We start from the raw sequence: 26405 nt of genomic DNA on the forward strand, positions 1-26405 counted from the left end.
ATAGCACGAGCCTGTGCCCCTTTGTGATCTGGCTTCCGGCATGGTCGTCAGGCGCGGCCTGGACTCCTACCGGATCTATCGCAGCACCACCGTCCTGTTGCCCTGCAGGATGACCCTGCCCTCGCAGTGCCAGCGCACGGCGTTGCTGAGCGCCTTGCACTCGGTGTCCCGGCCGGCAGCGACAAGGTCCTCGGGGCCGTAGGTGTGGTCTACCTCAACGGTCTGCTGGGAGATGATCGGCCCTTCATCGAGCTCGGCGTTGACATAGTGGGCGGTGGCCCCCACGGTCTTCACGCCGCGCGCGTACGCCTGGTGATACGGCTTGGCGCCCTTGAAGCTGGGCAGGAACGAGTGGTGGATGTTGATGGCGCGCCCGTCGAGCTTGCGCGTGAGTTCGTCGCTGAGCACCTGCATGTAGCGGGCCAGCACCACCAGTTCCACGTCGAGTTCATCCACCAGTTCCAGCAGCCGGGCCTCGGCGGCCGGTTTGGTGCCGGCGGTGACGGGCACGTGGAAGAACGGAATGCCGTGCCATTCCACCAGCGTCTGGTGGTCCGTGTGGTTGGAGACCACAGCGGCGATCTCCACCGGAAGCTCACCGGTTCTGGCACGGAACAGCAGGTCGTTCAGGCAGTGGCCGAACTTGGACACCATGATCAGCACGCGGCGCTTGGCGCCGTGCCGCTCCAGCCGCCAACTCATCCCGAACCGCTCCGCCACCGGGCCAAAAGCGGCCCGCAGCGTGTCAGCGGTGGAGGCATCGCCGTCGGACGCGAAGTGCACGCGCATAAAAAAGTGCGCCTCGGACCGTTCGCCGAACTGCTTGCTGTCCACGATGTCGCAGCCATGCTCCAGCAGGAAACCTGAGACGGCGTGGACGATGCCCGGCGTCTCGGGGCAGTCCAGCGTCAGGACGTGTTCCACGGTTGTGACCGGCAACGGGCGTGTTTCAGTCTGGATGTCGGTCATGGCTCAGCACTCGATCACGTTGACGGCGAGACCTCCGCGGGAGGTTTCCTTGTATTTGGTTTTCATGTCCGCTCCTGTCTCACGCATGGTTTTGATGGCCTTGTCCAAGGACACTTTGTGGCTGCCGTCCCCGTGGAGGGACAGCCGCGCGGCGTTGATCGCTTTGACGCTGGCGATGGCGTTCCGTTCGATGCAGGGGATCTGCACCAGGCCGCCCACCGGGTCGCAGGTCAGCCCGAGGTTGTGCTCGATCCCCACTTCGGCGGCGTTTTCCACTTGTTCGGGCGTGCCGCCGAGGACCTCGCACAGGCCCGCTGCAGCCATGGAACAGGCAGAGCCCACTTCGCCCTGGCAGCCCACTTCGGCGCCGGAGATGGAGGCGTTGATCTTGAAAAGAATCCCGACGGCGGCCGCCGCGAGGAGGAAGCGGACCACACCGTCGTCGTCGGCCCCCGGAACAAACTTGACGTAGTAGTGCAGGACGGCAGGCACGATGCCGGCCGCGCCGTTGGTGGGAGCCGTGACAATCCGCCCGCCCGCGGCGTTTTCTTCGTTGACTGCGAGGGCGAACAGGTTGACCCATTCCATCGCCCGGAGGGGATCAGTGACGCCCGTATCCGCCGTCAGGGTCTTGAATAACGACGGCGCCCGCCGCCTGACGTTGAGTCCGCCGGGAAGGATTCCTTCCGCGGCGCAGCCGTTGTCCACGCACTCGCGCATCACGGCCCAGAGTGCCAGCAGCTTCTCGCGGAGCTCCGCTTCGCTGCGCCACACCAGCTCGTTTGCGAGCATCACGTCGGAAATGGACATCCCCTCGCGCCGGCAGATCGCCAGGAGTTCGTCGGCGCTGGTGAACGGGTATGGCAGGGCGGTGTCATCGGCCACCACCCTGTCGCCGGAATCGGCGTCGCCGTCCACTACGAATCCGCCGCCGATGGAGTAGAAGCTCCGTTCGCTAAGGACGGTGCCGGCGTGGTCCAGGGCCCGGAAGGTCATGCCGTTGGGGTGGGCGGGGAGGGACTTGCGGCGGTGCAGTACTACGTCCTCGTCCCAGTTGAAGTCCACCCGGTGATCCCCGCAGATCATAAGTTCGGCGTCGAGGGCGGCTGCGGCCACCTGGTCGTCGGCGGTGGAGGTATCCACCGTCTCCGGGTCCAGGCCCTGCAGGCCCAGTACCACCGCCTTGTCGGAGCCGTGGCCCCGCCCGGTGGCACCAAGGGAGCCGAACAGTTCGGCCCGGACCCGGGTGGTTGAGCTCAGGAGCCCGCCGCTTTTGAGCCCGTCAGCGAACAGTTTTGCCGCCCGCATCGGGCCGACCGTGTGTGAGGACGACGGCCCGATGCCAACGGAAAACAGGTCCAGGGCGCTAAGCGCCATCAGGGCACCTCGGGGGAAGCGAACTCCCTCATTGCGTCCAGGAGCCAACGGCCCAGGAACTCCGCGAACGAGGCCCGGGGGAAGAGCCGGTAGCTTTCCTCCCCGATCTTCTGCAGGACCACCGGGATATTGCCTACCTCGGTGGACAGGGCTGCACCCGTGGTGAAGCTGCGGGGGTGCAGGTCCAGGGCGCAGCCCTTTTCCAGGACGGCCCGGGCGCGCGGACCGGAGAGCTCGAACGTGGTGCGGTTGGCGGAGAGGTCCACAACCTGGCCCGGTGCATCGCCCAGCGCGGCCACGAGGGAGCCGATGAGGTCACCGCCCAGGGAATCGTGGGCTTCTTCCGGTGCCACCACCAGGAACTCGGAGGGTCCCAGCCAAAGAACGGTGACGCGGTCCGTGCCGCCCACGTCGCCGCAGCGTGCCGGCAGGCCGCCGGTAACGGCGGCGATCCGTGAGCCTTCTTCGGAGCGGGGATCCACCCGGACGCCGGCCATGGTCTGGAACAGGCCTTCTTTCAGGACCACCGTTCCCTGGATGGAGCCGGCATCCATTGCCGCGGCCAGGTGTGAGGCCGGGCTGCGGCGGATGTCGCGGAGTCCATTGATGCCGTCGAGTGCTGCTGTGTTAGCCATCTTTGCGGGTCCCTTCGGGGTCAAAAAGTACGGTTTCGGCGACAACAACGTCAACGAGCTGGTCGCCGGCGGCGGCCACCAGGGTCTCGCCGATGCGGTTGCGGCCATTCTTGATCAGGGCCAGCGCGAAGGACCTGCCCAGAGCGGCGCTGTGGTAGCTCGAGGTCACGAACCCCTCCATGGGGACCGGGCCGTAGGCGGGGTTCGTGGCGATGCCCTTCTCCACAAGCTGGGTGCCTTCGGGCAGCCTCAGCGTCCCGTCCACGGGCAGGACGCTGACCAGGTGCTTGCGGTCCGCGCGCTGGGCGTCGGCCCGGGCGTAGGAGCGTTTGCCGATGAAGTCCTTGGCCTTCGAGACCACCCATTCCATCCCCGCGTCCTGCGGGGTGACCGTACCGTCGGTGTCCTGGCCAACGATGGGGTAACCCTTCTCTGCGCGGAGCACGTGCATCGTTTCGGTGCCGTAGGGGGTGATGTTGAATTCAGCCCCGGCTGCGGCTACCGCTTCCCAGGTGTTCAGCCCGTACCAGGACGGCACGTTGATCTCGTAGGCCAGTTCGCCGGAGAACGAGATCCGGCAGATCCGTGCCTGGACGCCGGAAGCCAGCGTGGTTTCCCGGAATGTCATGAACGGGAAGGCATCTGCTTCGAGGCCGCCGTCGGCTGCCAGCTCCGGCGCCACTTTGGCGAGCACCGCCCGGGATTTGGGCCCGACGACGGCAATGGTGGACCACTGTTCGGTCACCGAGGTGCAGTGCACGTCCAGCTCAGGCCATTCGGTCTGCAGCCATTCCTCCAGCCAGTCCAACACCTTCGCGGCGCCGCCTGTCGTGGTGGTCATGAAGAACCGGTCCGCATCCAGGCGCAGGGTCACGCCGTCGTCGAAAATCATGCCGTCCGCCATGCACATCACGCCGTAGCGGGCGGAACCCGGTGCGAGCTTCTTGAACGCGTTGGTGTACATCCGGTTGAGGAACTCACCGGCGTCCTTGCCCCGGATTTCGATCTTGCCCAGCGTGGTGGCGTCCATAAAACCGACGGATTCGCGGACGGCGGCGCACTCCCGGAGCACGGCAGCGTCCATGTCTTCCCCGGCCTGAGGGTAGTACCAGGGCCGCTTCCACTGCCCGACGTCCTCGAACAGGGCACCCTGCGCGACGTGCCACGGGTGGACCGAAGTGAGGCGGGCGGGATCGAAGAGTTCGCCGCGCTGGCGTCCGGCGAGGGCCGAGAACGCCACCGGGGTGAACGGTGCACGGTAGGTGGTGGTGCCGATGTCGCCGATGCCACGGGAGGCTTCGCCGGCGGTCCGCAGCGCCGCTGCGATGACGCCGATCGCGTTGACCCCTGAGGTCTTGCCCTGGTCGTTGGCGGTGCTGATCGAGGTGTAGCGCTTGATGTGCTCCACGGACCGCATGCCGGCGCCGGTGGATCGCAGGACGTCGGCCACGGACTGGTCGCGCTGGAAGTCCACGAAGTGGTGGTGCCAGTCGTCTGGCGTGCCGGTCTGACCGGGCACCAGCCACAGCTGGCGCGTAGGGGCGGACGCTTTCGGCTCGCCGGGGGCAGCGGGCTTTGTGCTGGACTCGAAGCCCGCCGCAATGGCAGCCGCGGCGCCGGCGGAGATGCCCTCGGCCAGGCAGTCCCCGATTTCGAAGCTGCCACGGCCGGAGCCAATGGTCTGCTGGTTCGGCACCACGGTGCTCGGCACAAAGGCCGCCAGGTCCTCGTCCCAGCGCAGCTTGCCCTGCCGTTGCGAGTGGAGGTGCACCAGCGGGCTCCAGCCGCCGGAGACAGCGAGCAGATCGCAGGCGATTTCCTCGATGCCGGAGGTGAGGGCGCCGTCTTCGCTGATGCTGCGGACGGTGACGGCATTCAGCCGGCCATCGGGGCTGGCGCCGGCGGCGGTGTCCGCCACGGCGCTGCCGATCAGCACGCGGGTGCCTGCTTCGACGGCGGCGGCTGCCACAGCGGTCAGCGCGGGACGGGCGTCCACGACGGCCTGGATCTTGACGCCCGCGGCGCGCAGGTCCGCGGCGAGGGAGTAGGCGCTGTCGTTGGTGGTGCTGATGACGATGCGCTGCCCTGCGGCCACGGCGTAGCGGTTGAGGTAGCTGCGGACGGCCGAGGCGAGCATGATGCCGGGCCGGTCGTTGTTCTCGAAGACCAGGGGCCGTTCGTGGGCGCCGGGGGCCAGCACCACCTGATTAGCACGCACGTGCCAAATCCGCTGCCGGGATACACCGGGCGCCGCCGGGCTGGACAGGTGGTCCGTGCGGTTCTGCACCGCGATGACGTAGTTGGCATCGTAGGCGCCGAAGGCCGTGGTGCGGTTCAGGACCGTACTTTCGGCTCCGGAGACGAGTTCGGCTTCCACGTCGGCCACCCATTCCAGGGCGGGCTTGCCTTCGATGTCCTCGGCCAGTGCGGGCGCAGTGGATCCGGACAGGAGCGATCCTCCCAGTTCGGGCTGGTCATCCATGAGCATCACGCGGGCACCGGTGCGGACCGCTTCGCGGGCGGCGGCCAGTCCGGCGGGGCCACCGCCGATCACCAGGACGTCGGTGTGCACGTACTTCTTGTCGTATTCAGCCCGGTCTTCCTCGGGATCCAGGCGGCCCAGACCGTTGAGCAGGTCCGCTTTCAGGCCGTCCACCAGGGTGACGGTGGTGGCGGGGAGCATGGATTCGGCCACGTGGCCCGGGAACCGTGCTTCGACCCGGACCAGTGCGTTGGCTTCCTCCACCCCGGCGGACATGATGCCGCGGGGCCGGTCTTCGTAGAGCGAGTTTCCGGCGGCGATCCGGCCGTTGGCGAGCAGTGCGGAGGCGAGGGTGTCGCCGGGGTGTCCGGTGAATTCCTCGCCGTCCACGGTGAAGCGCCAGGACATGGTGCGGTCGATGCGTCCGCCGGCGGCGAGGCGGGCGTTCTGGGAAGTCACTTGGTTGCTCCTTCCGGGGCGGTGATGCTGGTTGCTGAGGTGCTGGGCGCGGCGGCACCGGTGGTGGTGCTGTCAGCGGCGGTGCTGGCAGTGCCTGAGTCCGGGACGGCCGGGTTGGCCGGTGCGGGCCGGGGCGTGCCCATCGGGTAGACGGACTGGATGTCGTAGGTGACGGTGTCGCGGAGCATGTTGAACCACTGGCGGCAGCCGGTGCTGTGCAGCCAACGCTCGGCGAAGGCGCCCTTGGTGTTGTCCCGGTAGAACAGGAATTCGGCCCATTCGCGGTCGTTCAGCTCGGTGGGGTTTTCCGGGTAGGCCACGTGGGCCTGGCCGCCGTAGTGGAACTCGGTCTCGTCGCGCGAGCCGCAGTTGGGGCAGGGGATGAGCAGCATGTGCGTCTTCTTTCTGGGGGACGGCGGCTAGTGGGCGACGGCGGCTGCGCCGTGTTCGTCGATCAGGGCGCCGGTTTCGAAGCGTTCCAGCGCAAACGGCTTGTTCAGTTCGTGCGGGGTCCCGGTGGCGATGTTGTGCGCGAAGGTGAGGCCTGCGGCCGGGGTGCCCTTGAAGCCGCCGGTGCCCCAGCCGCAGTTCACAAACATGTTCTCCACCGGGGTGTTGCCCACGATGGGGGAGGCATCCAGGGTGGTGTCCACGATGCCGCCCCACGTCCGGAGCACGTGCGCCCGGGCAAAGATGGGGAAGAGTTCGACGGCGGCAGCCATCTGGTGCTCGATGACGTGGAAGGAGCCGCGCTGGCCGTAGCCGTTGTAGGAGTCCACGCCGGCACCCATGACCAGTTCGCCCTTGTGTGCCTGGGAGACGTAGACATGCACGTGGTTGGACATGACCACGGTGGGGTGGACCGGCTCGTGCAGTTCGGACACAAGCGCCTGCAGCGGGTGCGACTGGATGGGGAGCCGGAAGCCTGCCATTTCGGCCAGGACCGAGCTGTGCCCGGCAGCGCACAGGCCCACCTTTTCGGTGTTGATGGTGCCTTGATTGGTCTTGACGCCCACCACGCGGTTGCCGTCCTTGACGAAGCCGGTGACTTCGCAGTTCTGGATGATGTCCACGCCGAGTTCGTCGCATTTGCGGGCGAAAGCCCAGGCAACGTGGTCGTGCTTGGCGATGCCCGCACGGGGCTGGTACGTGGCGCCCATAACGGGGTAACGGATGTTGTCGTTGATGTTCAGGATGGGGCAGAGTTCCTTGACCTGCTGCGGATCAAGCCATTCCGCGTCCACGCCGTTGAGCTTGTTCGCTCCGACCCGCCGCATGCTTTCGCGGACGTCACCCAGGGTGTGGGCGAGGTTCATCACGCCGCGCTGGCTGAACAGGAAGTCGTACTCGAGCTCTTCCGGCAGGATTTCCCAGAGCTTGAGGGCGTGCTCGTAGATGGCCGCGCTCTCGTCCCAGAGGTAGTTGGAACGGATGATGGTGGTGTTCCGGGCCATGTTGCCGCCGGCCAGCCAGCCTTTTTCCAGGACGGCGATGTTGGTCATCCCGTGGTTCTTGGCGAGGAAGTAGGCGGTAGCCAGGCCGTGCCCGCCGCCGCCCACAATCACGGCGTCGTAGGAGGACTTGGGTTCCGGATTCCGCCAGAGGAAATCCGGGTGCTCCGGGAGCTGTTGGTTGCTCACTGGGCTGCTCCAATCATGTCTGCCTCAACGCCCGCCAGGGCGGCGTCGGCGGTGAGGTGGGGGTAAAGGGGGAATTGTTCTGCCAGGGCCGTCACCCGGGCGCGGAGTTCGACGGCGGTGTCCTCGCTAAGTGATGCAGCGCTGGCAGCGGCGATGAGCGCCGTTGCGATGATGTCCGCAACCTCGGCGAACTCCACGGCACCGAAGCCCCGAGTGGCGAGGGCTGGTGTGCCGATGCGGAGTCCGGATGACACCATCGGCGGGCGGGGATCGAATGGTACGGCGTTGCGGTTCACCGTAATGCCGATCCGGTGCAGCGCGTCTTCGGCCTGCTGGCCGTCCAGTTCCGAGTGGCGGAGGTCCACCAGGACCAGGTGCACGTCGGTGCCGCCGTTGACCACGGAGATGCCGGCCGCGGAGACGTCGTCACGGAGGAGCCGTTCGGCCAGCAGCTTGGATCCTTGCAGGACGCGTTCCTGGCGTTCCTTGAATTCAGGGGTGCCGGCGAGCTTGAAGGCCACGGCCTTGGCGGCGATGACGTGCTCCAGCGGGCCGCCTTGTTGGCCGGGGAACACGGCGCTGTTGATCTTGCGGGCGTACTTTTCCCTGGCGAGGATGACGCCGCCGCGAGGGCCGCCGAGGGTCTTGTGCGTGGTGGTGGTGACGACGTCGGCGTAGGGCACCGGATTGGGGTGCAGCCCTGCAGCCACCAGGCCGGCGAAGTGGGCCATATCCACCATGAGGTAGGCGTCCACGAGGTCGGCGATCCGGCGGAACTCGGCGAAGTCGAGCTGGCGGGAGTAGGCGGACCAGCCGGCGACGATCAGCTTCGGGCGGTGTTCGAGGGCGAGTGCTTCGACCTCGGCCATGTCCACCCGGAGGTCGTCTTCACGCACGTGGTACGGGACCACGTTGTAGAGCTTGCCGGAGAAGTTGATCTTCATGCCGTGGGTGAGGTGCCCGCCGTGGGCCAGGCTCAGGCCCATGATGGTGTCGCCCGGGTCCAGCAGGGCGAACATGGCGGCGGCGTTGGCCTGGGCGCCGGAGTGCGGCTGCACGTTGGCGAATTCGGCACCGAACAGTGCCTTGACCCGGTCGATGGCGAGCTGTTCGATGACGTCCACGTGCTCGCAGCCGCCGTAGTAGCGCTTGCCGGGGTAGCCCTCGGCGTACTTGTTGGTCAGGACCGAGCCCTGCGCCTCCATGACGGCGGACGGGGCGAAATTCTCCGAGGCGATCATTTCCAGCGTGGACTGCTGGCGGACCAGCTCATTGCTAATGGCCTGCTGGACCTCGGGATCGACGAGGGAAAGTCGATCGTTCAACTGCTCAACCACGGATGCTCCTTTGAAATACCACTGTTGTGATAACTGATATATCAGTGTTAGGTCAATGGTATGATTGGAATCACACAATAGTCAATAGCTGGTGGCAAGATGGCCCCGAGCTTCCGGTTGGAAGCTCGGAGCCGCGCAAGCGAAGAATGGAGCGGCTCCTTGAATGCACTTCCTGTACTGCCTCCCGCCGAGGATGAAGCGCCGTCGCAGGCGGAGGCCGCCTACCGGCAGCTGCGCGACAAGCTGATCATGCTCGAAATCCGCCCCGGCGAGCCGATCAACGACGGGCAGCTGGCGGCCGAGCTGGGCTTCGGCCGCACGCCGGTGCGAGAGGCTATCAAGCGGCTGGAGGTAGACCATCTGGTGGTGTCCTATCCGCGCCGCGGTACTTTTGCCACGAATGTGGACTTCACGGAACTGGCCGATGTCTCGGCGATCCGGGAACTGCTGGAGCCGCTGGCCGCGCGCCGTGCGGCCAACAGGGCAAGCGAGTCCATGCGCCGTGAACTGCTGCAGGTCGCTGATGCCATTGCGAAGCTGGATCCCAACCCCGGGGAGACGCGCGACCTCATGAGGTACGACCTGACGGTTCACCGGCTGATCTACAAGGCGGCCGCCAACCCGCACCTGGAAGACACGTTGATCCGCTACGACAACCTGGCTACGCGCATCTGGTGCCTGGTCCTGGACAAGGTCCCATCGGTCAGTGGCCACATCACCGAGCACGTGGACCTGCTCAAGGCGGTCGCCGCGGGCGACGCCGACAGGGCGGCCGAGCTTGCCCTGCACCACGTCACCAGCTTTGAGGAAACCATCCGCAAGGTGCTCTAGCAGTCCGGACCCTCGAAAGCTTGCCCGGTTGATGCCCCTTGAAGCCTCCGCGCGAAGGGACGCAGTCGCGATGGCACACAATAACGGTCTGCGCCGACCTCCGGCCGCCGTAACGCAATGCCTGCTCCCGAGCGCCCGGCGGCATAGGATCGAAGGGTCGAACTAACTGATAGGACGCTCTAAGCGGCCTTCGTGGCGGGCAGGCAAGCCGCACATTACTTGAGAGTATGGATCATGGCTTCGAACAATGACCGCGAATCCGACGTCGATGCGGACACAGGCCAGCACGGCGGGGTCCAGTCCGTGGACCGGGCCCTCGCAGTCCTGGAGATCCTGGCGCGGGACGGCCACGCCGGCGTGAGCGACATCGCCGAAGAGATGGGCATCCACAAATCCACCGTCTCCCGGCTGCTGGGTTCGCTGGTGAGCCGGGAAATGGTCCAGCAGAACAGCGACCGGGGTAAGTACCAGCTGGGCTTCGGCATCCTCCGGCTGGCCAGCTCCATCCCCGGCCGGCTCAGCCTGGTCCGCGAAGCCCGGCCGGTGCTGGAAAGCCTGGCGGAGGAATTCAAGGAGACGGTGAACCTTGCTGTCCTGCGCTCCAACTACGCCGTCAACGTGGACCAGGCGATGGGCCCGTCCACGCTGGCCACTTATGACTGGGTGGGCAGCCTGACACCCCTGCACGCGACGTCGAGCGGGAAGGTCCTGCTGGCTGCGCTGCCCGCGGACGAGCGGGACCGCGTCCTGAAGGAGACCGGGCTGCCGCCGCGGACTCCGCGGACCATCACCAACAGGAAAGAGCTCGAAACCCAGCTGCTCGACGTCGCCCGTGATGGTTACGGGGTGGTGCGGGAGGAGTTCGAAATCGGGCTCAACTCAACGTCCGTGCCTGTGCTGAACCACGTGGGTGCGGTCATCGGTGCGGTCAGCATCTCCGGGCCGGCCTTCCGCTTCGATCCGGAAACGTCGCCGGGACTCCTCGAAGCACTGAAGCAGGCCGGCCTTCAGATCAGCGCAAAGATGGGCTACACCGGAGGCCGGTAACGCCTCAACCGCGCGGGGCGATGTCCCCGACCTTCTCCTGCACCCAGTCGTGGAAGGCGCTGATATGGTGCTCGCTTGGCACCAGCACACCGCCCTTGGCGTAGACCTTCGAGCCCATGGCCGGCTGGCAGCGCTCGCAGGCGTCGAAGTCCTGCTGGTTGACGCGGTGGAACAGCTCCACTGAGGAAGTGACGTCCTTGCCGCTCGCCACAACACTGGGCAGGTACAGCCAATCGCATTCCACGATGGTGTGGTCCGCGGCCATGGGGAACATGCGGTGGATGATCACGTGGTCCGGGACCAGGTTCACAAACACCGTGGGCTTGATGGTGATGGCATAGTAGCGGCGGTCCTGGCCCTCCTCGATTCCCGGAATCAGGTCGAGCCCCTCCGAGCCGTCTATCGTGAAGCCCTTGACGTCCGCACCGAACTCCGCGCCGTGTCCCACGAAGTATTGCGCGGCCAGCCCGTCAGCGAACTCCGGCAGGACCTCCGTCAGTTCCGGATGGATGGTGGCGCAGTGGTAGCACTCCATGAAGTTCTCAATGATCAGCTTCCAGTTCGCCTTCACGTCGTAGCGGATTCGGCGGCCCAGGCTGAGGTTGGCCACGTCGTAGCCCTCGATCGCCTTCAGGTCGCCGAGCCGCTCCTCGATGGCACCCATCACGTCCTCTTCGAACGACGGCGGCTCGTCCGCCAGGCACACCCACACGTAGCCCAGATATTCGCGGATGTGGACCTTCACCAGACCGTATTCGTCGCGGTCGATATCCGGCATCTTGGTGAGGTTGGGCGCCGCGATGAGTTTGCCCTCAAAGTCGTAGGTCCAGGCGTGGTACGGGCACTGGAATGAGCGTGCGGCTTCACCCTGCTCTTCCATGCACAGCTTGACGCCCCGGTGCCGGCAGACGTTGTAGAAGGCGCGGATCCCGCCTTTGCGGGTGCGGCTGATCAGCACGCTCTCCCGCCCGATCTGGACCGTTCGCCAGGCGCCCGGCTTGTCCAGGTCGGCCGAGCGGACGGCACAGAACCACATCTGCTCAAAGATCCGCTCCTGCTCGGCCCGGAACACGCCCTCATCCACATATGTATAGCCGGGAAGGGTGGGGATCAGACTCGGGGCACTTACCTCAACAGACAATTTGTCCTCCTAACGAACAAAAATCAACAACAAAGGCCATAACGTAGGGCCGGGTTTTCGGGTTTGGGGCTTCGGAACAGGGCTTTCAGGACACGACGGCGGCCCCCACGAGTCCGGGAACGTCCAGGCGGACGGGTGCCGCCACATCGGGTACCGGCGCCGCGAGGCTCCGGCGCCACTTGGTAAACAGGCGGGGTTGGTTCATGCCAAGGACCGCCACTGCCACATCATCGCGGTAGTAGACGGCGAGGCAGCTGTGCGCGTGGACGTCGCCCACCTCGACCTCCACCCGGTCGTAGCCGGCGGAATGGCCGGCAAACTGCAGCTTGACGCCATACTGGTCGGACCAGAAATAGTGCGGCTTGGCCGGCCTGGGAGCGGCGTCAGCGTCCAGGAGTGCCTCGACGGCGACGGCTGCCCGCTCAAGGGCGCCGGTCCAGTGTTCCATCCGGCGGTGCGTGCCCGCTGCCTGGTCGAACCAGGCGGCGCAGTCACCCACGGCCACTATTCCCGGCACTCCGGTGCGACCCATGGCGTCGCACAGTACCCCGCCGCGCAGCTCCAGGCCGGAGCCTTCCAGCCACCCGATGTTGGGCTCGGCTCCAATGCCAACCACCACGACGTCTGCGCCCACGTAGCGTCCGCCGGCCAGCCGGATTCCGGTGACGTTGCCTTCGCCGCTGTAGAAGTCCTCGATCACGGCGGAAGAAATGAGCTCCACCCCATTGGCTGCGTGGAGTCCGGCGACCACGCCGCCCATCTCCGTTCCGAGCTGCGCGGCGAACGGCACGGGCTTCGTATCGATCATGGTCACTTCCATGCCCCGCGACGCGGCAGCGGCGGCAACCTCGGCGCCGATGAAGCCTGCCCCGATCACGGCCATCCTGCTGCCGGGCACCAGCTCGGGGGCTAGGCTCTGTGCGTCCGCGAGCGTACGGAGGGTAAAGACATTGCTCAGCCCGGCAAGTGTGGGCAGCCGCCGTGCCCTCGCTCCGGTGGCTATGACAATGCCGTCCGCCTGTATGGTGCGGCCGTCCTTAAGGAAGACGGTCCGCGAGGACGCGTCCAGGGAAGCGGCCTCTGCCCCCAGCACCCATTCGGCCGCCAGCTCATCGGCGTCGGTTTCCAGGAATAGGTCCTCGGCCCTGATCGCGCCCAGCAGGAAGTCCTTGGACAGCGGCGGGCGGTCGTACGGCCGGTGGGGTTCATCGCCGATGATGACCAGCCGTCCGGTAAAGCCTTGGGCGCGGGCCGCCCGGGCGGCGGAAAGTCCCGCCAGGGAGGCTCCGATAATCGCAAGCGTCTGCATCAATACGGCCTCTTTCAATTGCTTTGTACGCAACAACAATCGCTATATGCAACAGCGTGATCTATGCCACGGTCACTGTCAAGGGTGGAAAGCCAGGAAGTCTGGAGACCGCAACAGAAGAGAAAACTCTTGACAAGCACTGTGAGCTGGCGCACTGTGTTGCATATGGCGATTGCTGTTGTTCACTACGGAACGTTGCGGCCATCGCGGCAGACACAGGGTCCCCGAAGAAAACAAGAGGTCCAACCATGCACAAGGCATGCCCGCTCAGTGAACTGGCTCCTGGGGAAGCGCTGCGGCTCAATACGTCGCCGCCCATCGCCGTCTTCCACACAGAAGACGGCGAGCTCTTTGCCATCGACGACACATGCACCCACCAGGACGCCTCGCTGGCGGACGGCTGGGTGGAGGACTGCTGGGTGGAATGCCCGCTGCACGCCTCCAGGTTCAACCTGCGCACGGGAAGCGTAGACGCGCCGCCGGCCAAGCTGCCGGTGCGCTCCCATGAAGTAACAGTGATCGACGGCGACATCATGATCGCCGAATCCACGGAGGTTCCCAACCTCCCCCCTGGCCTGACAGTAGACGGCCACGTTTAGTCCGCCAATGCATCCATCAAAGGAATCGTTCATGGCAATAAACACTGGAGCCGCTCTTCGCGACGGCACCGAAGACCCCTCCGCCCCCGACAATGAAGCCGACGTGGAAGAGTCCGAACGGCACGAAAACGACGAACAGATCCTGAACGAACTGCGGGAGAGCGAAACGGACCTTTCCGCCGGAAGACGTCCCGGCCGCTCGCTTGAGGGGCTGGACAAGGTCACTTTCGGAGTGACAGGAGCCTTGGCGCTGGCCTTTGTTGTGTGGGGCTTCACCAATTCCGCGTCCCTCGGCGCGACTTCCACCGCCGCGCTGGCGTGGGTCATCGAAAACACCGGCTGGATCTTCGTAAGCCTGGCGTCACTCTTTGTGATTTTCGTCCTGTGGCTCGCACTGGGGCGCTTTGGCAGTATTCCCCTCGGCAGAGACGGTGAAAAACCAGAGTTCCGGACCGTGTCCTGGATCGCCATGATGTTCAGCGCAGGCATGGGCATCGGACTGGTGTTCTACGGCGTCGCCGAACCGCTCTACCACTACGTAGCACCGCCGCCCGGCACGGTAGCCGGTGTGACCCCGGAGGCAGTCCAGACGGCCATGGCCACTTCGATATTCCACTGGAGCGTGCATCCCTGGGCCATGTTCGCGGTTGTTGGCATCGCCATGGCCTACAGCACCTTCCGACTCGGCCGGCGTCAGCTCATCTCTTCGGCATTCATCTCACTTTTCGGGAAGCGCGCGGAAGGGCCCGCAGGCAAGATCATCAACATGCTGGCCATCTTCGCCACCCTCTTCGGCACGGCTGCCTCGCTGGGCTTGGGAGCCCTGCAGATTGCCAGCGGCCTACAGTTCAACGGCTGGGTCGGCGAAATCGGCTCTCCGGTGCTGGTTCTGATCATTACCGCGCTGACGATCTGCTTTGTGGCCTCTGCGGCCTCGGGCATCGCACGCGGTATCCAGTGGCTCTCCAACATCAACATGGTGCTGGCCCTGACACTTGCCGGGATTGTGTTCATTGTGGGCCCCACGCTGTTTATCCTGAACCTGGTCCCCGCTGCCATCGGAGACTATGTTCGGGATCTGCCGTCCATGGCATCCCGGACTGAGGCCGTGGGGGACGACGCGCTTCGTGAATGGATGTCCGGTTGGACCATTTTCTACTGGGCATGGTGGGTATCCTGGGCCCCGTTTGTCGGCATTTTCATCGCGCGCATCAGCCGAGGCCGCACCATTCGCCAGTTTGTTACCGGCGTACTGCTGGTGCCAAGCGTCGTCAGCGTCATCTGGTTCTCGATTTTTGGCGGCACTGCATTCGACATCCAGCAGCGTGCCGATGCCACGGCCGACACCACTGATGGCTTGGTCCAAACCGTTGACGGCGTACCAAGCATCTCCTTCCAAGGCGCGCTGTTCGACCTGATCCGTAACCTCGAAGTCCCGCCGGCAGTCGGTATCGGAATTGCTCTGCTTGCCATGGTTCTGATCGGCATCTTCTTCGTTACCAGCGCTGACTCGGCCTCCATTGTTATGGGTTCACTCAGCTCCAACGGGCGGCTGGAACCGTCCAAGCGGGTGCTGATCTTCTGGGGAGTCCTGACCGGAGCCATCGCGGCTGTCATGCTGCTGGCCGGCGGGGACGACCCCAGCGCAGCCCTCAACGGCCTGAAGAACATCACGATTGTCTCCGCGTTGCCCTTCGCCGTAGTTATGTTGCTGCTTTGCTTCGCACTGGTCCGGGATCTGCGCCGCGATCCGATCGCCCTGAGAAACCGCTTGGCGGAATCCGTCGTCGAACGCGCCATCCGCGCCGGCGTGGACGAACACGGCGGAGTCCAGTTCGACCTCGTGACCAAACATGAATGCGAGGAACACCGCTCTGATGGTGGGCCCTGCCCGGGAACGACACAAGCAACCAGGAGAGACCAATGACCGCAGTTCTTCAAGGACGTACCGCCGACTACCATGCGGCCGGTAAGGGGGCGAGGACAGCAGAACTTGTACTCACTCTCTCCTGCCCCGAGCAACCCGGCATCGTACGTGCCATTACGACCTTCCTGGCAGACCGTGGATTCGACATCGTGGAGCACCAGCAGTTCGACGACCACGTCAGCGGCAACCTCTACCTGCGCACCGCCTTCAGGCAAAGTGACGGCTTCGGCGACCCGGCGGGCACCGCTGGATCCACCGGGCAGACGGCGGATAGCCTCAGGGCCGAGTTCGCAGCCACGGCCGGGGAGTTCGGCATGGACTTCAGCATCCACGACGGCCGGCCGCAGCGGCTGTTGGTGATGGTCTCGAAGTTCGGGCACTGCCTCAACGACCTGATCTTCCGGTGGCAGGCGGGCAGCCTGGGCGCGGAGATCGCCGTCGTGGTTTCCAACCACGAGGACCTGCGCGCCATGGCCGAAGCCGCTGGCTTGCCCTTCATCCATGTGCCGGTGACGGCCGGCAGCAAACCGGAAGCCGAGGCCCGGCTGCTGGACCTCGTGGCCGAGTATAACGCGGACCTGGTGGTCCTGGCCCGCTACATGCAGGTGCTGTCCAACGACCTGTGCACCAGCCTCCGCGGCCGGGCCATCAACATCCACCACTCGTTCCTGCCCGGCTTCAAAGGCGCCAAGCCCTACCACCAGGCTTATGACCGCGGCGTGAAACTCGTCGGGGCAACGGCGCACTACGTGACGCCGGACCTCGATGAGGGCCCCATCATCGAGCAGGAGGTGTTCCGGGTGGACCACAGCCTGGATGCGGAGGCCCTGGTGACCGTGGGCCGCGATGCCGAATCGCAGGCCCTGTCCCGGGCCGTGAAGTGGCATTGTCAGCACCGCGTCCTGCTCAACAACACCCGCACAGTCGTATTCCGCTAACGCGAACCAGGAGAACCACTCATGAGCGCATCACCACGCGTTGTCATCATCGGCGCCGGCATCGTCGGCACCAACCTCGCGGACGAACTCGCCAGCCGCGGCTGGAACAACATCACGGTCGTCGAACAGGGGCCGCTGGAGCTGGCCGGCGGCTCCACCTCGCACGCGCCCGGCCTGGTCTTCCAGGCCAATCCGTCCAAGACCATGACCGAATTCGCCAGCTACACGGTGGACAAGCTGCTCTCCCTCAGTGCCGACGGGGTGTCCTGCTTCAACCAGGTGGGTGGGCTTGAGCTGGCCACCACCGAGGCGCGGCTGAAGGACCTTGAACGCAAGCTCGGCTACGCCACTTCCTGGGGCATCGAAGGCCGGATCATCGACCCGGATGAGTGCCGGAAGCATTACCCGCTGCTGAACTCCGGCACGCTTGCCAACGGCAACACTGTTCTCGGCGGCCTTTACGTTCCCACCGACGGCCTGGCCTCCGCGGCCCGCGCGGTCCAGCTGCTGATCAGCAGGGCACTTGCAGCGGGCGTGACATTCCTCGGTTCCACAGCGGTGACCGGCATCGAGCAGGCAGGCGGCAAGGTCACCGGCGTTGAAACGGCCGACGGCGTGATCCCGGCAGACATCGTGGTGTCCTGCGCCGGCTTCTGGGGCCGAGAGCTCGGCAAGATGGTGGGCATGAAGGTCCCGTTGCTGCCGTTGGCACACCAGTACGTCAAGACCACGCCGCTGGACGGGCTGCGCGGCGTCAACGAGATGCCCAACGGGGCCAGTAAGCCCATCCTGCGGTACCAGGACCGCGACCTGTATTTCCGCGAACACGGTAACCGGATCGGCATCGGCAGCTACGCACACAAACCGATGCCCGTGGACATGGAACAGCTGCCCCGCGTCGGCGCTGAGGACATGTCAGAGCACCACATGCCTTCCCGCCTGGACTTCACGCTGGAAGACTTCGCCCCGGCCTGGGAGGACTGCCAGGACCTGCTTCCGGCCCTGCGCGCAACCCGGATCGAAGACGGCTTCAACGGCATCTTCTCGTTCACTCCCGACGGCGGCCCGCTGATGGGGGAGTCGCCCGACGTCGAAGGCTTCTTTGTGGCAGAGGCAGTCTGGGTCACCCATTCGGCCGGCGTCGCCAGGGCCATGGCCGAGCTGCTGACCGAGGGCCAGTCCCGCACCGACCTGCACGGCTGCGAGCTCACGCGGTTCGAGAAGGTCCAGACCAGCGACCAGTACGTCAGCGAAACGTCCCAGCAGAACTTCGTGGAAATCTACGACGTGATGCACCCGCTGCAGCCCAGGGAATCCCCGCGTGACCTGCGGCTCAGCCCCTTCAACGCCCGGCAAAAGGAACTCGGGGCGTTTTTCCTCGAGTCCGCGGGCTGGGAGCGTCCGCACTGGTTCGAGGCCAACCGCGGGTTGCTGGCCGAGCTTCCGGTCGAGTGGCAGGCGCCGGAGCGGGACGAGTGGGCAGCCATGTACTCGTCCCCCATCTCCGCGGCTGAAGCGTGGAAGACGCGCACCGCCGTCGGGCTTTACGATATGACACCGCTGAAGCGGCTGGAGGTCAGCGGGCCGGGTGCTCAGGCGCTGCTGCACCGCCTGAGCACCGGAAACATCGCCAAGAAGCCCGGCGCAGTGACGTACTGCCTGCTGCTGGCGGACGACGGCGGCATCCGCAGCGACGTGACCGTTGCCCGGCTCGCGGAGGAACAGTTCCAGCTGGGCGTGAACAGCAACGTGGACTTCGACTACCTGCGCGTCGAAGCCAGGAGGCAGTCGGCCGCGGATCCTGCCCAGTGGGTGCACGTCTCCGACATCACCGGCAGCACCTGCTGCATCGGGCTGTGGGGACCCTTGGCCCGCGAGGTGATCGGGAAAGTCAGCGGGGACGATCTCAGCAACGACGGCCTGAAGTACTTCCGGACCAAGGAAATCTCGGTGGGCGGCATCCCCGTCACGGCCATGCGTCTGTCCTACGTCGGTGAACTCGGCTGGGAGCTGTACACCACCGCGGAATACGGGCTGAAGCTCTGGGACCTGCTGTTCGAGGCCGGGCGGGAGCATGGCATCATCGCCGCCGGACGCGGAGCCTTCAACAGCATGCGGCTTGAGAAGGGCTACCGGCTCTGGGGCACGGACATGACGACGCAGCACCACCCCTACGAGTCCGGGCTGGGCTTCTCGATTGCAAAGGATAAGGAAGGCTTCGTGGGCTGGGAGGCGCTGGCCGCCCGTAAGGATCAGCCCGCCACCCGGGCGTTGCGGTGCCTGACCGTCGACGACGGCACCTCCGTCGTGCTGGGCAAGGAACCGGTGTATGTCAACGGCGAGCCTGCCGGGTACGTCACGAGCGCGGCGTACGGCTACTCCGTGCGCAAGCCGATCGCGTACGCCTGGCTGCCGGCGTCGGTTTCTGTCGGTGACTCGGTGGAGATCGAGTACTTCGGTGAGCGCATCGCCGCGACCGTCACGGCCGAGCCGCTCTTCGATCCCGGCATGGAGCGCCTGCGCGGCTAAGTGAAACCCCTCTGCCCGCCAGCCTGGATACTCAGGCTGGCGGGCTTTTGCGTGACCGGCGAACCCGGTTCCGCCGTGAATATCAGACCCTCGATGGCCTCGTTCACCGCAACCTGAACTCAACCTACGCAACCATTTGTCAGACCGTCCATGCGCGCGCTTGCTGCTCGTCGTCGGCAAACACGTACCAGCCGTGCCGGGGGGCTTTGGGCCTAGTTGCAAAAGAAGTATTGACTGTGGCGCGCATCACGCCTATTCTGGTGCAACAGCGTTGCGCTGATTGCAACCCCAAACAATCTTGGTGGACACATGAGTAACGAATCTTCCTCTCCCGCTGTTGCGGGAGGCCCTGGCCCCAAGCCGCATGGTGCACATGACGGACCCGGCCCCGGTCGCAGCACGTTGAGCGGCCAGAATTTTGAACCTGCTGACGGTGCGGTCAGCAAGGAAACACGCCGCAGAGTGGTCGCGGCCAGCTTTATCGGCAACTTTGTTGAATGGTTCGACTACGCCGTTTACGGCTATCTGGCCGTCACGATCGCGGCAGTCTTTTTCCCCGAATCGGATCCCCAGACCGGGCTTCTGCTGACTTTCGCCCTGTTCGCGATTTCGTTCCTGGTACGCCCATTGGGCGGATTCATCTGGGGCCACATCGGTGACAAGGTCGGCCGGCGGACAGCCCTCTCCCTCTCGATTCTTATCATGTCCGGAGCAACGTTCTGCATAGCCCTTATTCCGGGCTATGACACGATCGGCATCTGGGCTCCCATCCTGCTTTTGATCATCCGGGTGGCGCAGGGCTTCTCCGCCTCGGGTGAGTACGCCGGAGCCTCGGCCTTCCTGGTCGAGTACGCCCCTGCCAACAAGCGTGGCCTGTACGCCGCGGTTGTACCCGCCAGCACCGCAGCCGGCCTGCTCCTCGGTTCCCTTCTTGCAGGCCTGTTGACCGCTTTGCTCAGTACCGACGCGATGCAAAGCTGGGGCTGGCGCCTGCCGTTCCTGCTTGCAGCCCCGATGGGCCTGATCGGACGCTACATCCGTACCAAGCTGGAAGACACCCCGGTGTTCCGCGAACTGGCCGCCGAGGGCGAGGCCGCCAAGGCGCCGGTCTCCAGTCTGTTCCGGAAACACTGGCGGCGGTTGCTTCTGGCCGTCGGAGCCGTGCTGCTCAACGCTGTCGGCTTCTACGTGATCCTCAGTTACATGCCGACGTACCTGTCATCGGAGCTGGGGCTCGGAGCCACCGAATCCTTCCTGGCCACCACCATCGCGCTGCTGACGTACATCGGATTCATCTTCCTGACCGGAATGCTCTCGGACCGCTACGGCCGCAAGAAGGTGCTCATCGCCGCATCCATTACCTTCATCGTGCTGACCGTGCCGGCCTTCGCCCTCCTGGGAACCGGAAACTTCCTGGTCATCGTCCTCGTCCAGATCCTGCTGGGCGCCATGCTCACCCTCAATGACGGAACGCTTCCGAGCTTCCTCGCCGAAATGTTCCCCACCCGTGTCCGTTACAGCGGTTTCGCGGTCAGCTTCAACCTCTCCAACGCCCTGTTCGGCGGTACCGCCCCGTTCGTGGCCACTCTCCTCATCGCAACCACGGGCAACGTCCTGGCTCCGGCCTGGTACCTGGTCGCAGCGGCCTTCATCTCCCTGATCGCCGTCGCACTCTCCCGCGAAACCAGCAAGGAACCGCTGCGCCACGAATAGCCCGGCCAGCGCCGAAGACTTTCCATCCCCGCAATCCGCAGTAAAGAAAGGCATCACCCACAATGACCACCACAGCATCTGAAAACGCCACATCCGTCGCCGAACTGGAGCGGACCAAGGTCCTGAAGAACGGTAAGAAAGTCAGCCTGACCTTCTCCGATACCGAGTTTGAGCGCCGCTTGTCCGGTCTGCGCCGCATCATGGCCGAGAAGGAACTGGACGCCGTCGTCCTGACCAGCTACCACTCCATCAAGTACTACTCCGACTTCCTGTTCACCACTTTTGGCCGTTCCTACGCCATGGTGGTCACCAAGGAAGACACCGTGACCGTCACCGCCAACATCGACGCAGGGATGCCCTGGCGCCGCAGCTTCGGCGACAACCTGGTCTACACGGACTGGCGCCGGGACAACTACATCTTCGCCATCCAGGAAGTCCTGCGGACTCGCGGCATCAACCCGCGCCGGCTCGGCGTCGAGGACGACTCCCTGCCCCTGGATAACCGCAACAAGATCCAGGCCGCCTTCTCCGGTGCCACCCTGGTGGACGTGGCCCAGGCCGGCATGCGCCAGCGCATGATCAAGTCCGCCGAAGAAATCGAGGTCATCAAGCACGGCGCCCGGATCGGTGACCTGGGCGGCGAAGCCATCCGCAACGCCATCACCGCCGGCATCACCGAGTACGAGGTCGCCCTGATCGGCACCGAGGCCATGGTGCACGAGATTGCGCGCACCTTCCCGGACTCCGAAATCCGCGACACCTGGGTATGGTTCCAGTCCGGCATCAACACCGACGGCGCCCACAACTGGGCCACCACCCGCAAAATCCAGGAACACGACATCCTGTCCCTGAACTGCTTCCCCATGACCAGCGGCTACTACACAGCACTGGAACGCACCCTGTTCTACGGCGAACCCGATGCCCGCTCCCTGGAACTGTGGAACATCAACGTTGAGGTCCACAAGCGCGGCCTTGAGCTGATCAAACCCGGCGCCGTCTGCAAGGACATCGCCGCCGAGCTCAATGAAATCTACGTGGGCCACGGACTGCTGGCCAACCGCACCTTCGGCTACGGACACTCGTTCGGCGTCCTCAGCCACTACTACGGCCGCGAAGCCGGACTGGAGCTCCGCGAAGACATCGACACCGTGCTGGAGCCGGGCATGGTGGTTTCCATGGAGCCCATGATTACCGTCCTGGATGGCCAGCCGGGCGCTGGCGGCTACCGCGAACACGACATCCTCGTCGTCGGTGAAGACGGTGCCGAGAACATCACCAAGTTCCCGTTCGGCCCGGAATACAACATCATCGGGGCCTAACGCCTCCGTGGTTAGCGGCGCCGTGTAACGCGGCGCCGCTTTCCGCTGACTATGCGCAATGATAGTGAGCATCATGACCACACCAGATTCCAATGACACCAACGGCACCGACACTAACGGCAAGGGCGACACCAAGGGCGCCTCGGTCATTGTCAACGCCATCGCCGTCCTTCGATCATTCACGGCCGACGACCCGTTGCTCGGCGTGACGGAGATCGCCAACCGGGTGGGATTGCATAAGAGCACGGTGTCACGGATCCTGGCTACCTTCGAACAGGAAAACCTCGTTGAGCGTGATGCGGACACCCGCCGGTTCCGCCTCGGACTGGGCCTGATCGCCGTCGCCGGCCCGTTACTGGCCGAGCTGGAGGAACGGCGCGTCGCCTATCCCGTCCTGCGCGAACTCACCGAACTGACAGGCGAAACCAGCGCGCTGATGATGTGGGAGGGCAACGAGTCGATCTGCGTGGAGCAGATTGCCAGCCGTCACCAGATCAAGCACACTGCGCCTCTGGGCGCGCGGTACAGTGACGCGTTGAGTTCTTCGGTCCAGGTGTTCCTGGCAAAGCAACCGGAGGAGAGGGTGCGTTCCCTTCTGCGCAGCGGAGCCATTACCTACCCTGGGCTGGACGAAGCCTCCCTCGAGGATTATCTGCTCCGCCTTAAAGACGATTCCAGCAGGGGATGGGCCATCAATTACGGCGAATCATCCATGGATGAAGTCGGCGTTGCCGCCCCCGTCTACGATCATCGCGGCGATGTTGTGGCAGCAGTCCTCATCCCGGCCCCGCGGTTCCGCGTTTCCAAGCAACGCCTGCAGATCCTGGGCGAATCCTGCATGGCAGCGGCGGACAAGGTCACCGCACGGCTGGGTGGCAAAGCATCCGGCGCTGGCCGGGGAGGCCGCTAGCCGGCAAGTCCAGAAATGGTGCCGGCGGCCACCTCCTCTAATTTTTGTGTTTCGGTAACTGGAAGCCTTGACCAATAGCGGACCCCCGCGAGGCACGCTGTAGGCTCGGCACATGGCTGATCTACGGCGTCGGACGTTTGTCTTCCGCACGCTGGTTGGCGCGGCGGCCGCGGCCGCTGTTGGAACTCTCGGCACCGGGTGTTCGCCCGGCGCCGAGCGGGACGGTGCCGCCGGCGGCGGCGCCAAGGGGGATGCAGTGAAGCGGCACAAGTACCAGTACGGCGAGGACGCCAGCCAATGGGGTGAGCTATTCCTGCCGGAGCTGCCGGCTGGCGGTGAGCACCGCGGCGTGGTGGTGGTGATCCATGGCGGCTACTGGCGCTCGCAGTACGGCGCAGAGCTGGGTGAGCCGATCGCCCGTGACCTGGCCGCCCATGGCATGGCCGCCTGGAACCTGGAATACCGCAGGGCCGGAAACGGCGGCGGCTGGCCAAACACTTTCATCGACGTGCTCGCCGGAATCGACAGGCTGGGCGACCTCGCGGCCAGCCACGCCCTGAACCTTGGACCGGTGGTGGCGCTGGGCCATTCGGCTGGCGGACATCTGGCTGCCTGGGCTGCTGGCCGCGGCAAGCTTGCTCAGCTGGGAATGCCGGACGCTGACCGCCAGGTGCCGCGCAAGTCCGACGCCTCCGCAGTGCATCTGACCGGAGTGGTCAGCCAGTCCGGCCTTCTTAACCTGGCCGAGGCGGAGAAGCTGAACCTCAGCAACGGTGCGGTGAGCAATCTGCTGGGCGGGTCGTCGTCGAAGTATCCGCACCGCTACCGGTACGCGGATCCGATGAGTGCCCTTCCGCTGGCCGTTCCGGTTGTCGCGGTCCATGGATCCGAGGACTCCACCGTTCCGCTGGGCCAGTCCGACTCCTATGTCAACGCTGGTACCGCCGCGCACATGCAGACCCGGTTGATCAGGGTTCCCGGGGACCACTACGCCCTGATCGATCCCAAAAAGCCTGGTTACCGGGCGTGCCGCGAGCTGGTTCAATCCCTTTTGGGTTAGATTCGGGCCCTCCGAGTTAAAAATGTTCAAAAGGTCAGTAACTTTCGGACATTGGACGTCCCATCTCCTGTACTCTTGAGAGGTAGGACGAGTCGCGACCCTTAAGCGCGGCAAGGAGGAGACCCCCGTGGCCATCGCATCGCAAGAAGTATCGCCCGCCCGTTTCAGCGCGCAGCTCCGTTCGAATGCCCTGCAGACGCGGATCATGGATCTTATTCTGGAGCGCGGCCTGGACGTTGGGGACGCACTTCCCACCGAAAGTGAACTCTCCGCCGAACTGGGCGTGGGCCGCAACACCGTTCGTGAATCCCTGAAAGTGCTGCAGGCGCTGGGCGTCATCGAGATCCGGCACGGCTTTGGCATGTTCGTTGCGCCCAACAACTTCAGCGCCCTGGTGTCGGGCCTGACCTTCCGTGGCCGGCTGTCCCTCCGCCACAAGGGCGAAGAAGCCATGGAGCTCATCGATGTGCGTCAGGCCCTCGAGTCTGGACTGATCGGTTCGGCCATTAACCTGCTCACCGACGAACACCTGGCGGATCTGCGCTCCACCATGGAAGCCATGGAGACCGCCGCCAAGAATGGGGAGCCGCTGCATGATCACGACGCCGAGTTCCACCGCCGCCTGTACGCCCCCCTGAACAATGAGCTGCTGATCAACCTCATGGATGTCTTCTGGCAGGTTTACCGGAAGATCCACCTGGCCCTCGGCACCGGCCCGGTCAACCTCGAACAGCAGACGCAGGACCACTGGGACATCTTCGAGGCCGTGGCCAACAAGGACAAGGCTCTTGCGTCCGAACGCCTGCAGCGCCACTTTGACGGCATCCGCCTGAAGCTCAGGGACGTCGCGGCCGCCTAGCCTGTATTCCCTCTGCCTTTTCCTTAGCTGCCCGCGCTCCGGGCGGATTTAGTCCTGCCCTTTTCGTAGAGAGTGCCTTTGTCGTGGAAATTTTTGTTGTGCCTACCGCCTCAGCCACCGGTTCTGTCGCCGCCGGTATCCTCGCTGCCGTCATCCGCAGCAAGCCCGACGCTGTCCTGGGCGTGGCCACGGGTGGATCTCCGCTGCCCATCTACGCGGCGCTCGCCAACCACCGGCTCGACATGTCCTCTGTCCGCGCCTTCGCCCTGGACGAGTACGTGGGCCTGCCCCCCGGACACCCCGAAAGCTATGCCGAAGTTGTGCGGCGCGAAGTGATTGAACGTCTGCACCTGGATCCCGTCAACGTAGCGGTGCCGGAAGGAAGCGCTGCGGACCCCGAAACCGCCGCCGCTGACTACGACGCCGCCATTGCCGGCGTTGGCGGCATCGACGTGCAGATCCTCGGCATCGGCCACAACGGTCACCTGGCATTCAACGAGCCCGGCTCCGCCCTGGACTCCCGGACCCGGGTGGAAGTCCTCACCGAACGCACCCGCGAAGCCAACGCCCGCTACTTCAGCACACCGGAGGAGGTGCCGCTCCGCTGCATCACGCAGGGGCTGGGCACCATCCTCGAAGCCCGCCATCTCCTGCTGGTGGTCAACGGCGCGGACAAGGCCGGCATCCTGGCCGCCGCCCTCAACGGACCCGTCACTGCCGAATGCCCGGGCTCGGTCCTGCAGCTGCATCCGCACGTGACGGTGGTGGCCGACGAAGCCGCAGCGTCTCAGCTGGCGAAGGGGTGTGGGCAGGTTGCCGTGCGCGTGTCCGGGGCGGCTGCCAGCGTCTAGGCCCTTGCGGGTTGACCTGGCATTCGTGCTGCGGATCTGATGTCTCAGCAGTGTTTTCAGTTTCAGAAGTGGCCTGCACTCATCCGGATCGGGACCGCAAGGGCCTCGCGCGTGCGGTCAGCGCTTCCGCCCAGGGAAGGGACGCGGTGGTGGCCAGGGTATACGCCATGGTGCTCCTCGAAGTAGTCGACGGGCCGCTGATGAGGCGGGCTGATTAGGCGAGGGAGAGGAAGAGCTTTTCCAGGTCTTTCGTCCCCATGCTTGCATCCTTTTGGACGATGCACTGTTCAAGCCCGGTGGCAATGATGGCGAATCCGGCCCGGTCGAGGGCCTTCGAGACGGCGGCGAGTTGGGTGACAATGTCCTTGCAGTCGCGGCCTTCCTCGAGCATGCGGGTGACGGCGGCGAGCTGGCCCTGTGCGCGCTTTAGGCGGTTGATCACAGGGGTGAGTTGTGTGGGATTCAGCTCCAAG

Annotated in this window: 22 protein-coding genes; 12 read left to right on the plus strand and 10 right to left on the minus strand. The window is 65.1% G+C overall.

Going from position 1 to position 26405, the window contains the following annotated elements; all coding sequences use genetic code 11:
* Positions 1 to 75: 75 nt before the first annotated feature.
* Genes purU (FYJ92_RS00825) through glyA form a run of 7 tightly spaced genes read right to left on the minus strand, consistent with a single transcriptional unit; the run spans position 76 to position 8899 of the window.
* On the minus strand, positions 76 to 969 hold the full coding sequence (purU, locus tag FYJ92_RS00825) for a formyltetrahydrofolate deformylase (RefSeq protein ID WP_185262177.1): 894 nt from the start codon (positions 967 to 969) through the stop codon (positions 76 to 78).
* A 3-nt stretch (positions 970 to 972) separates the two neighbouring features.
* Entirely contained in the window at positions 973 to 2346 is a 1374-nt protein-coding gene (locus tag FYJ92_RS00830) for an L-serine ammonia-lyase (protein ID WP_185262178.1), read from the minus strand.
* Positions 2346 to 2981: a sarcosine oxidase subunit gamma gene (locus tag FYJ92_RS00835; protein ID WP_185262179.1), complete on the minus strand. Its 636-nt coding sequence runs from the start codon at positions 2979 to 2981 to the stop codon at positions 2346 to 2348. The genes FYJ92_RS00830 and FYJ92_RS00835 overlap by 1 nt, the downstream gene beginning before the upstream one ends.
* Positions 2974 to 5922, minus strand: a complete 2949-nt coding sequence (locus FYJ92_RS00840) for a sarcosine oxidase subunit alpha family protein (RefSeq protein ID WP_185262180.1) — start codon at positions 5920 to 5922, stop codon at positions 2974 to 2976. Before FYJ92_RS00840 ends, FYJ92_RS00835 begins: the two co-directional genes overlap by 8 nt.
* A complete protein-coding gene (locus FYJ92_RS00845) occupies positions 5919 to 6314 on the minus strand; it encodes a sarcosine oxidase subunit delta (RefSeq protein WP_185262181.1) in 396 nt (131 codons plus the stop codon). Before FYJ92_RS00845 ends, FYJ92_RS00840 begins: the two co-directional genes overlap by 4 nt.
* A 27-nt stretch (positions 6315 to 6341) precedes the next feature.
* On the minus strand, positions 6342 to 7562 hold the full coding sequence (locus FYJ92_RS00850) for a sarcosine oxidase subunit beta family protein (protein ID WP_185262182.1): 1221 nt from the start codon (positions 7560 to 7562) through the stop codon (positions 6342 to 6344).
* Positions 7559 to 8899 (minus strand): serine hydroxymethyltransferase, encoded by a 1341-nt coding sequence (gene glyA, locus FYJ92_RS00855; protein WP_304632677.1) that lies wholly within the window; start codon positions 8897 to 8899, stop codon positions 7559 to 7561. The genes FYJ92_RS00850 and glyA overlap by 4 nt, the downstream gene beginning before the upstream one ends.
* A 159-nt stretch (positions 8900 to 9058) precedes the next feature.
* On the opposite strand from glyA, the gene FYJ92_RS00860 reads away from it, so the two are divergent.
* Together FYJ92_RS00860 and FYJ92_RS00865 are read left to right on the plus strand one after the other, a co-directional pair.
* Positions 9059 to 9730 (plus strand): GntR family transcriptional regulator, encoded by a 672-nt coding sequence (locus FYJ92_RS00860; RefSeq protein ID WP_255482239.1) that lies wholly within the window; start codon positions 9059 to 9061, stop codon positions 9728 to 9730.
* A gap of 234 nt (positions 9731 to 9964) precedes the next feature.
* Positions 9965 to 10777, plus strand: a complete 813-nt coding sequence (locus FYJ92_RS00865; RefSeq protein ID WP_185262184.1) for an IclR family transcriptional regulator — start codon at positions 9965 to 9967, stop codon at positions 10775 to 10777.
* Positions 10778 to 10781: 4 nt separating this feature from the next.
* On the opposite strand, the gene FYJ92_RS00870 is transcribed toward FYJ92_RS00865, so the two are convergent.
* On the minus strand, positions 10782 to 11918 hold the full coding sequence (locus FYJ92_RS00870; RefSeq protein ID WP_185262185.1) for an aromatic ring-hydroxylating dioxygenase subunit alpha: 1137 nt from the start codon (positions 11916 to 11918) through the stop codon (positions 10782 to 10784).
* Between the two features lie 85 nt (positions 11919 to 12003).
* Positions 12004 to 13227: an NAD(P)/FAD-dependent oxidoreductase gene (locus FYJ92_RS00875; RefSeq protein ID WP_185262186.1), complete on the minus strand. Its 1224-nt coding sequence runs from the start codon at positions 13225 to 13227 to the stop codon at positions 12004 to 12006.
* A 248-nt stretch (positions 13228 to 13475) separates the two neighbouring features.
* Between FYJ92_RS00875 and FYJ92_RS00880 the strand changes: the two genes are divergently transcribed.
* From FYJ92_RS00880 to FYJ92_RS00925, 10 genes are all read left to right on the plus strand, one after another.
* Entirely contained in the window at positions 13476 to 13826 is a 351-nt protein-coding gene (locus tag FYJ92_RS00880) for a bifunctional 3-phenylpropionate/cinnamic acid dioxygenase ferredoxin subunit (protein ID WP_185262187.1), read from the plus strand.
* Positions 13827 to 13857: 31 nt separating this feature from the next.
* Positions 13858 to 15753: a BCCT family transporter gene (locus tag FYJ92_RS00885; protein WP_185262188.1), complete on the plus strand. Its 1896-nt coding sequence runs from the start codon at positions 13858 to 13860 to the stop codon at positions 15751 to 15753.
* Positions 15750 to 16691: a formyltetrahydrofolate deformylase gene (gene purU / locus FYJ92_RS00890; RefSeq protein WP_185262189.1), complete on the plus strand. Its 942-nt coding sequence runs from the start codon at positions 15750 to 15752 to the stop codon at positions 16689 to 16691. Before FYJ92_RS00885 ends, purU (FYJ92_RS00890) begins: the two co-directional genes overlap by 4 nt.
* 21 nt (positions 16692 to 16712) lie before the next feature.
* Positions 16713 to 19220: an FAD-dependent oxidoreductase gene (locus FYJ92_RS00895; protein ID WP_185262190.1), complete on the plus strand. Its 2508-nt coding sequence runs from the start codon at positions 16713 to 16715 to the stop codon at positions 19218 to 19220.
* 309 nt (positions 19221 to 19529) lie between these two features.
* The gene (locus FYJ92_RS00900; protein ID WP_185262191.1) at positions 19530 to 20933 is read left to right on the plus strand and encodes an MFS transporter; all 1404 of its coding nucleotides are present in this window, start codon (positions 19530 to 19532) and stop codon (positions 20931 to 20933) included.
* 62 nt (positions 20934 to 20995) lie between these two features.
* Positions 20996 to 22252: an aminopeptidase P family protein gene (locus FYJ92_RS00905; protein ID WP_185262192.1), complete on the plus strand. Its 1257-nt coding sequence runs from the start codon at positions 20996 to 20998 to the stop codon at positions 22250 to 22252.
* 73 nt (positions 22253 to 22325) lie between these two features.
* Positions 22326 to 23162, plus strand: coding sequence for an IclR family transcriptional regulator (locus FYJ92_RS00910; protein WP_185262193.1), 837 nt, complete (start codon positions 22326 to 22328; stop codon positions 23160 to 23162).
* 256 nt (positions 23163 to 23418) lie between these two features.
* Positions 23419 to 24222: an alpha/beta hydrolase gene (locus FYJ92_RS00915; protein WP_185263604.1), complete on the plus strand. Its 804-nt coding sequence runs from the start codon at positions 23419 to 23421 to the stop codon at positions 24220 to 24222.
* A gap of 133 nt (positions 24223 to 24355) precedes the next feature.
* Complete coding sequence (locus FYJ92_RS00920; RefSeq protein ID WP_370526280.1) at positions 24356 to 25081, plus strand: FadR/GntR family transcriptional regulator; 726 nt, start codon at positions 24356 to 24358, stop codon at positions 25079 to 25081.
* Positions 25082 to 25164: 83 nt separating this feature from the next.
* Positions 25165 to 25932: a glucosamine-6-phosphate deaminase gene (locus FYJ92_RS00925; protein ID WP_185262195.1), complete on the plus strand. Its 768-nt coding sequence runs from the start codon at positions 25165 to 25167 to the stop codon at positions 25930 to 25932.
* Between the two features lie 214 nt (positions 25933 to 26146).
* On the opposite strand, the gene FYJ92_RS00930 is transcribed toward FYJ92_RS00925, so the two are convergent.
* The gene (locus FYJ92_RS00930) at positions 26147 to 26404 is read right to left on the minus strand and encodes a metal-sensitive transcriptional regulator (protein WP_185262196.1); all 258 of its coding nucleotides are present in this window, start codon (positions 26402 to 26404) and stop codon (positions 26147 to 26149) included.
* Position 26405 lies beyond the last annotated feature (1 nt).

It is taken from the genome of Pseudarthrobacter sp. NBSH8 (assembly GCF_014217545.1).
Classification (GTDB): Bacteria; Actinomycetota; Actinomycetes; order Actinomycetales; family Micrococcaceae; genus Arthrobacter.

Coding starts and splice junctions, on each gene's coding strand:
- FYJ92_RS00910 (WP_185262193.1), top strand. CDS start 22,326: ATGACCACACCAGATTCCAATGACACCAACGGCACCGACACTAACGGC.
- FYJ92_RS00835 (WP_185262179.1), bottom strand. CDS start 2,981: ATGGCTAACACAGCAGCACTCGACGGCATCAATGGACTCCGCGACATC.
- FYJ92_RS00885 (WP_185262188.1), top strand. CDS start 13,858: ATGGCAATAAACACTGGAGCCGCTCTTCGCGACGGCACCGAAGACCCC.
- FYJ92_RS00900 (WP_185262191.1), top strand. CDS start 19,530: ATGAGTAACGAATCTTCCTCTCCCGCTGTTGCGGGAGGCCCTGGCCCC.
- FYJ92_RS00875 (WP_185262186.1), bottom strand. CDS start 13,227: ATGCAGACGCTTGCGATTATCGGAGCCTCCCTGGCGGGACTTTCCGCC.
- FYJ92_RS00865 (WP_185262184.1), top strand. CDS start 9,965: ATGGCTTCGAACAATGACCGCGAATCCGACGTCGATGCGGACACAGGC.
- FYJ92_RS00845 (WP_185262181.1), bottom strand. CDS start 6,314: ATGCTGCTCATCCCCTGCCCCAACTGCGGCTCGCGCGACGAGACCGAG.
- purU (WP_185262177.1), bottom strand. CDS start 969: ATGACCGACATCCAGACTGAAACACGCCCGTTGCCGGTCACAACCGTG.
- FYJ92_RS00905 (WP_185262192.1), top strand. CDS start 20,996: ATGACCACCACAGCATCTGAAAACGCCACATCCGTCGCCGAACTGGAG.
- purU (WP_185262189.1), top strand. CDS start 15,750: ATGACCGCAGTTCTTCAAGGACGTACCGCCGACTACCATGCGGCCGGT.
- FYJ92_RS00895 (WP_185262190.1), top strand. CDS start 16,713: ATGAGCGCATCACCACGCGTTGTCATCATCGGCGCCGGCATCGTCGGC.
- FYJ92_RS00880 (WP_185262187.1), top strand. CDS start 13,476: ATGCACAAGGCATGCCCGCTCAGTGAACTGGCTCCTGGGGAAGCGCTG.
- FYJ92_RS00830 (WP_185262178.1), bottom strand. CDS start 2,346: ATGGCGCTTAGCGCCCTGGACCTGTTTTCCGTTGGCATCGGGCCGTCG.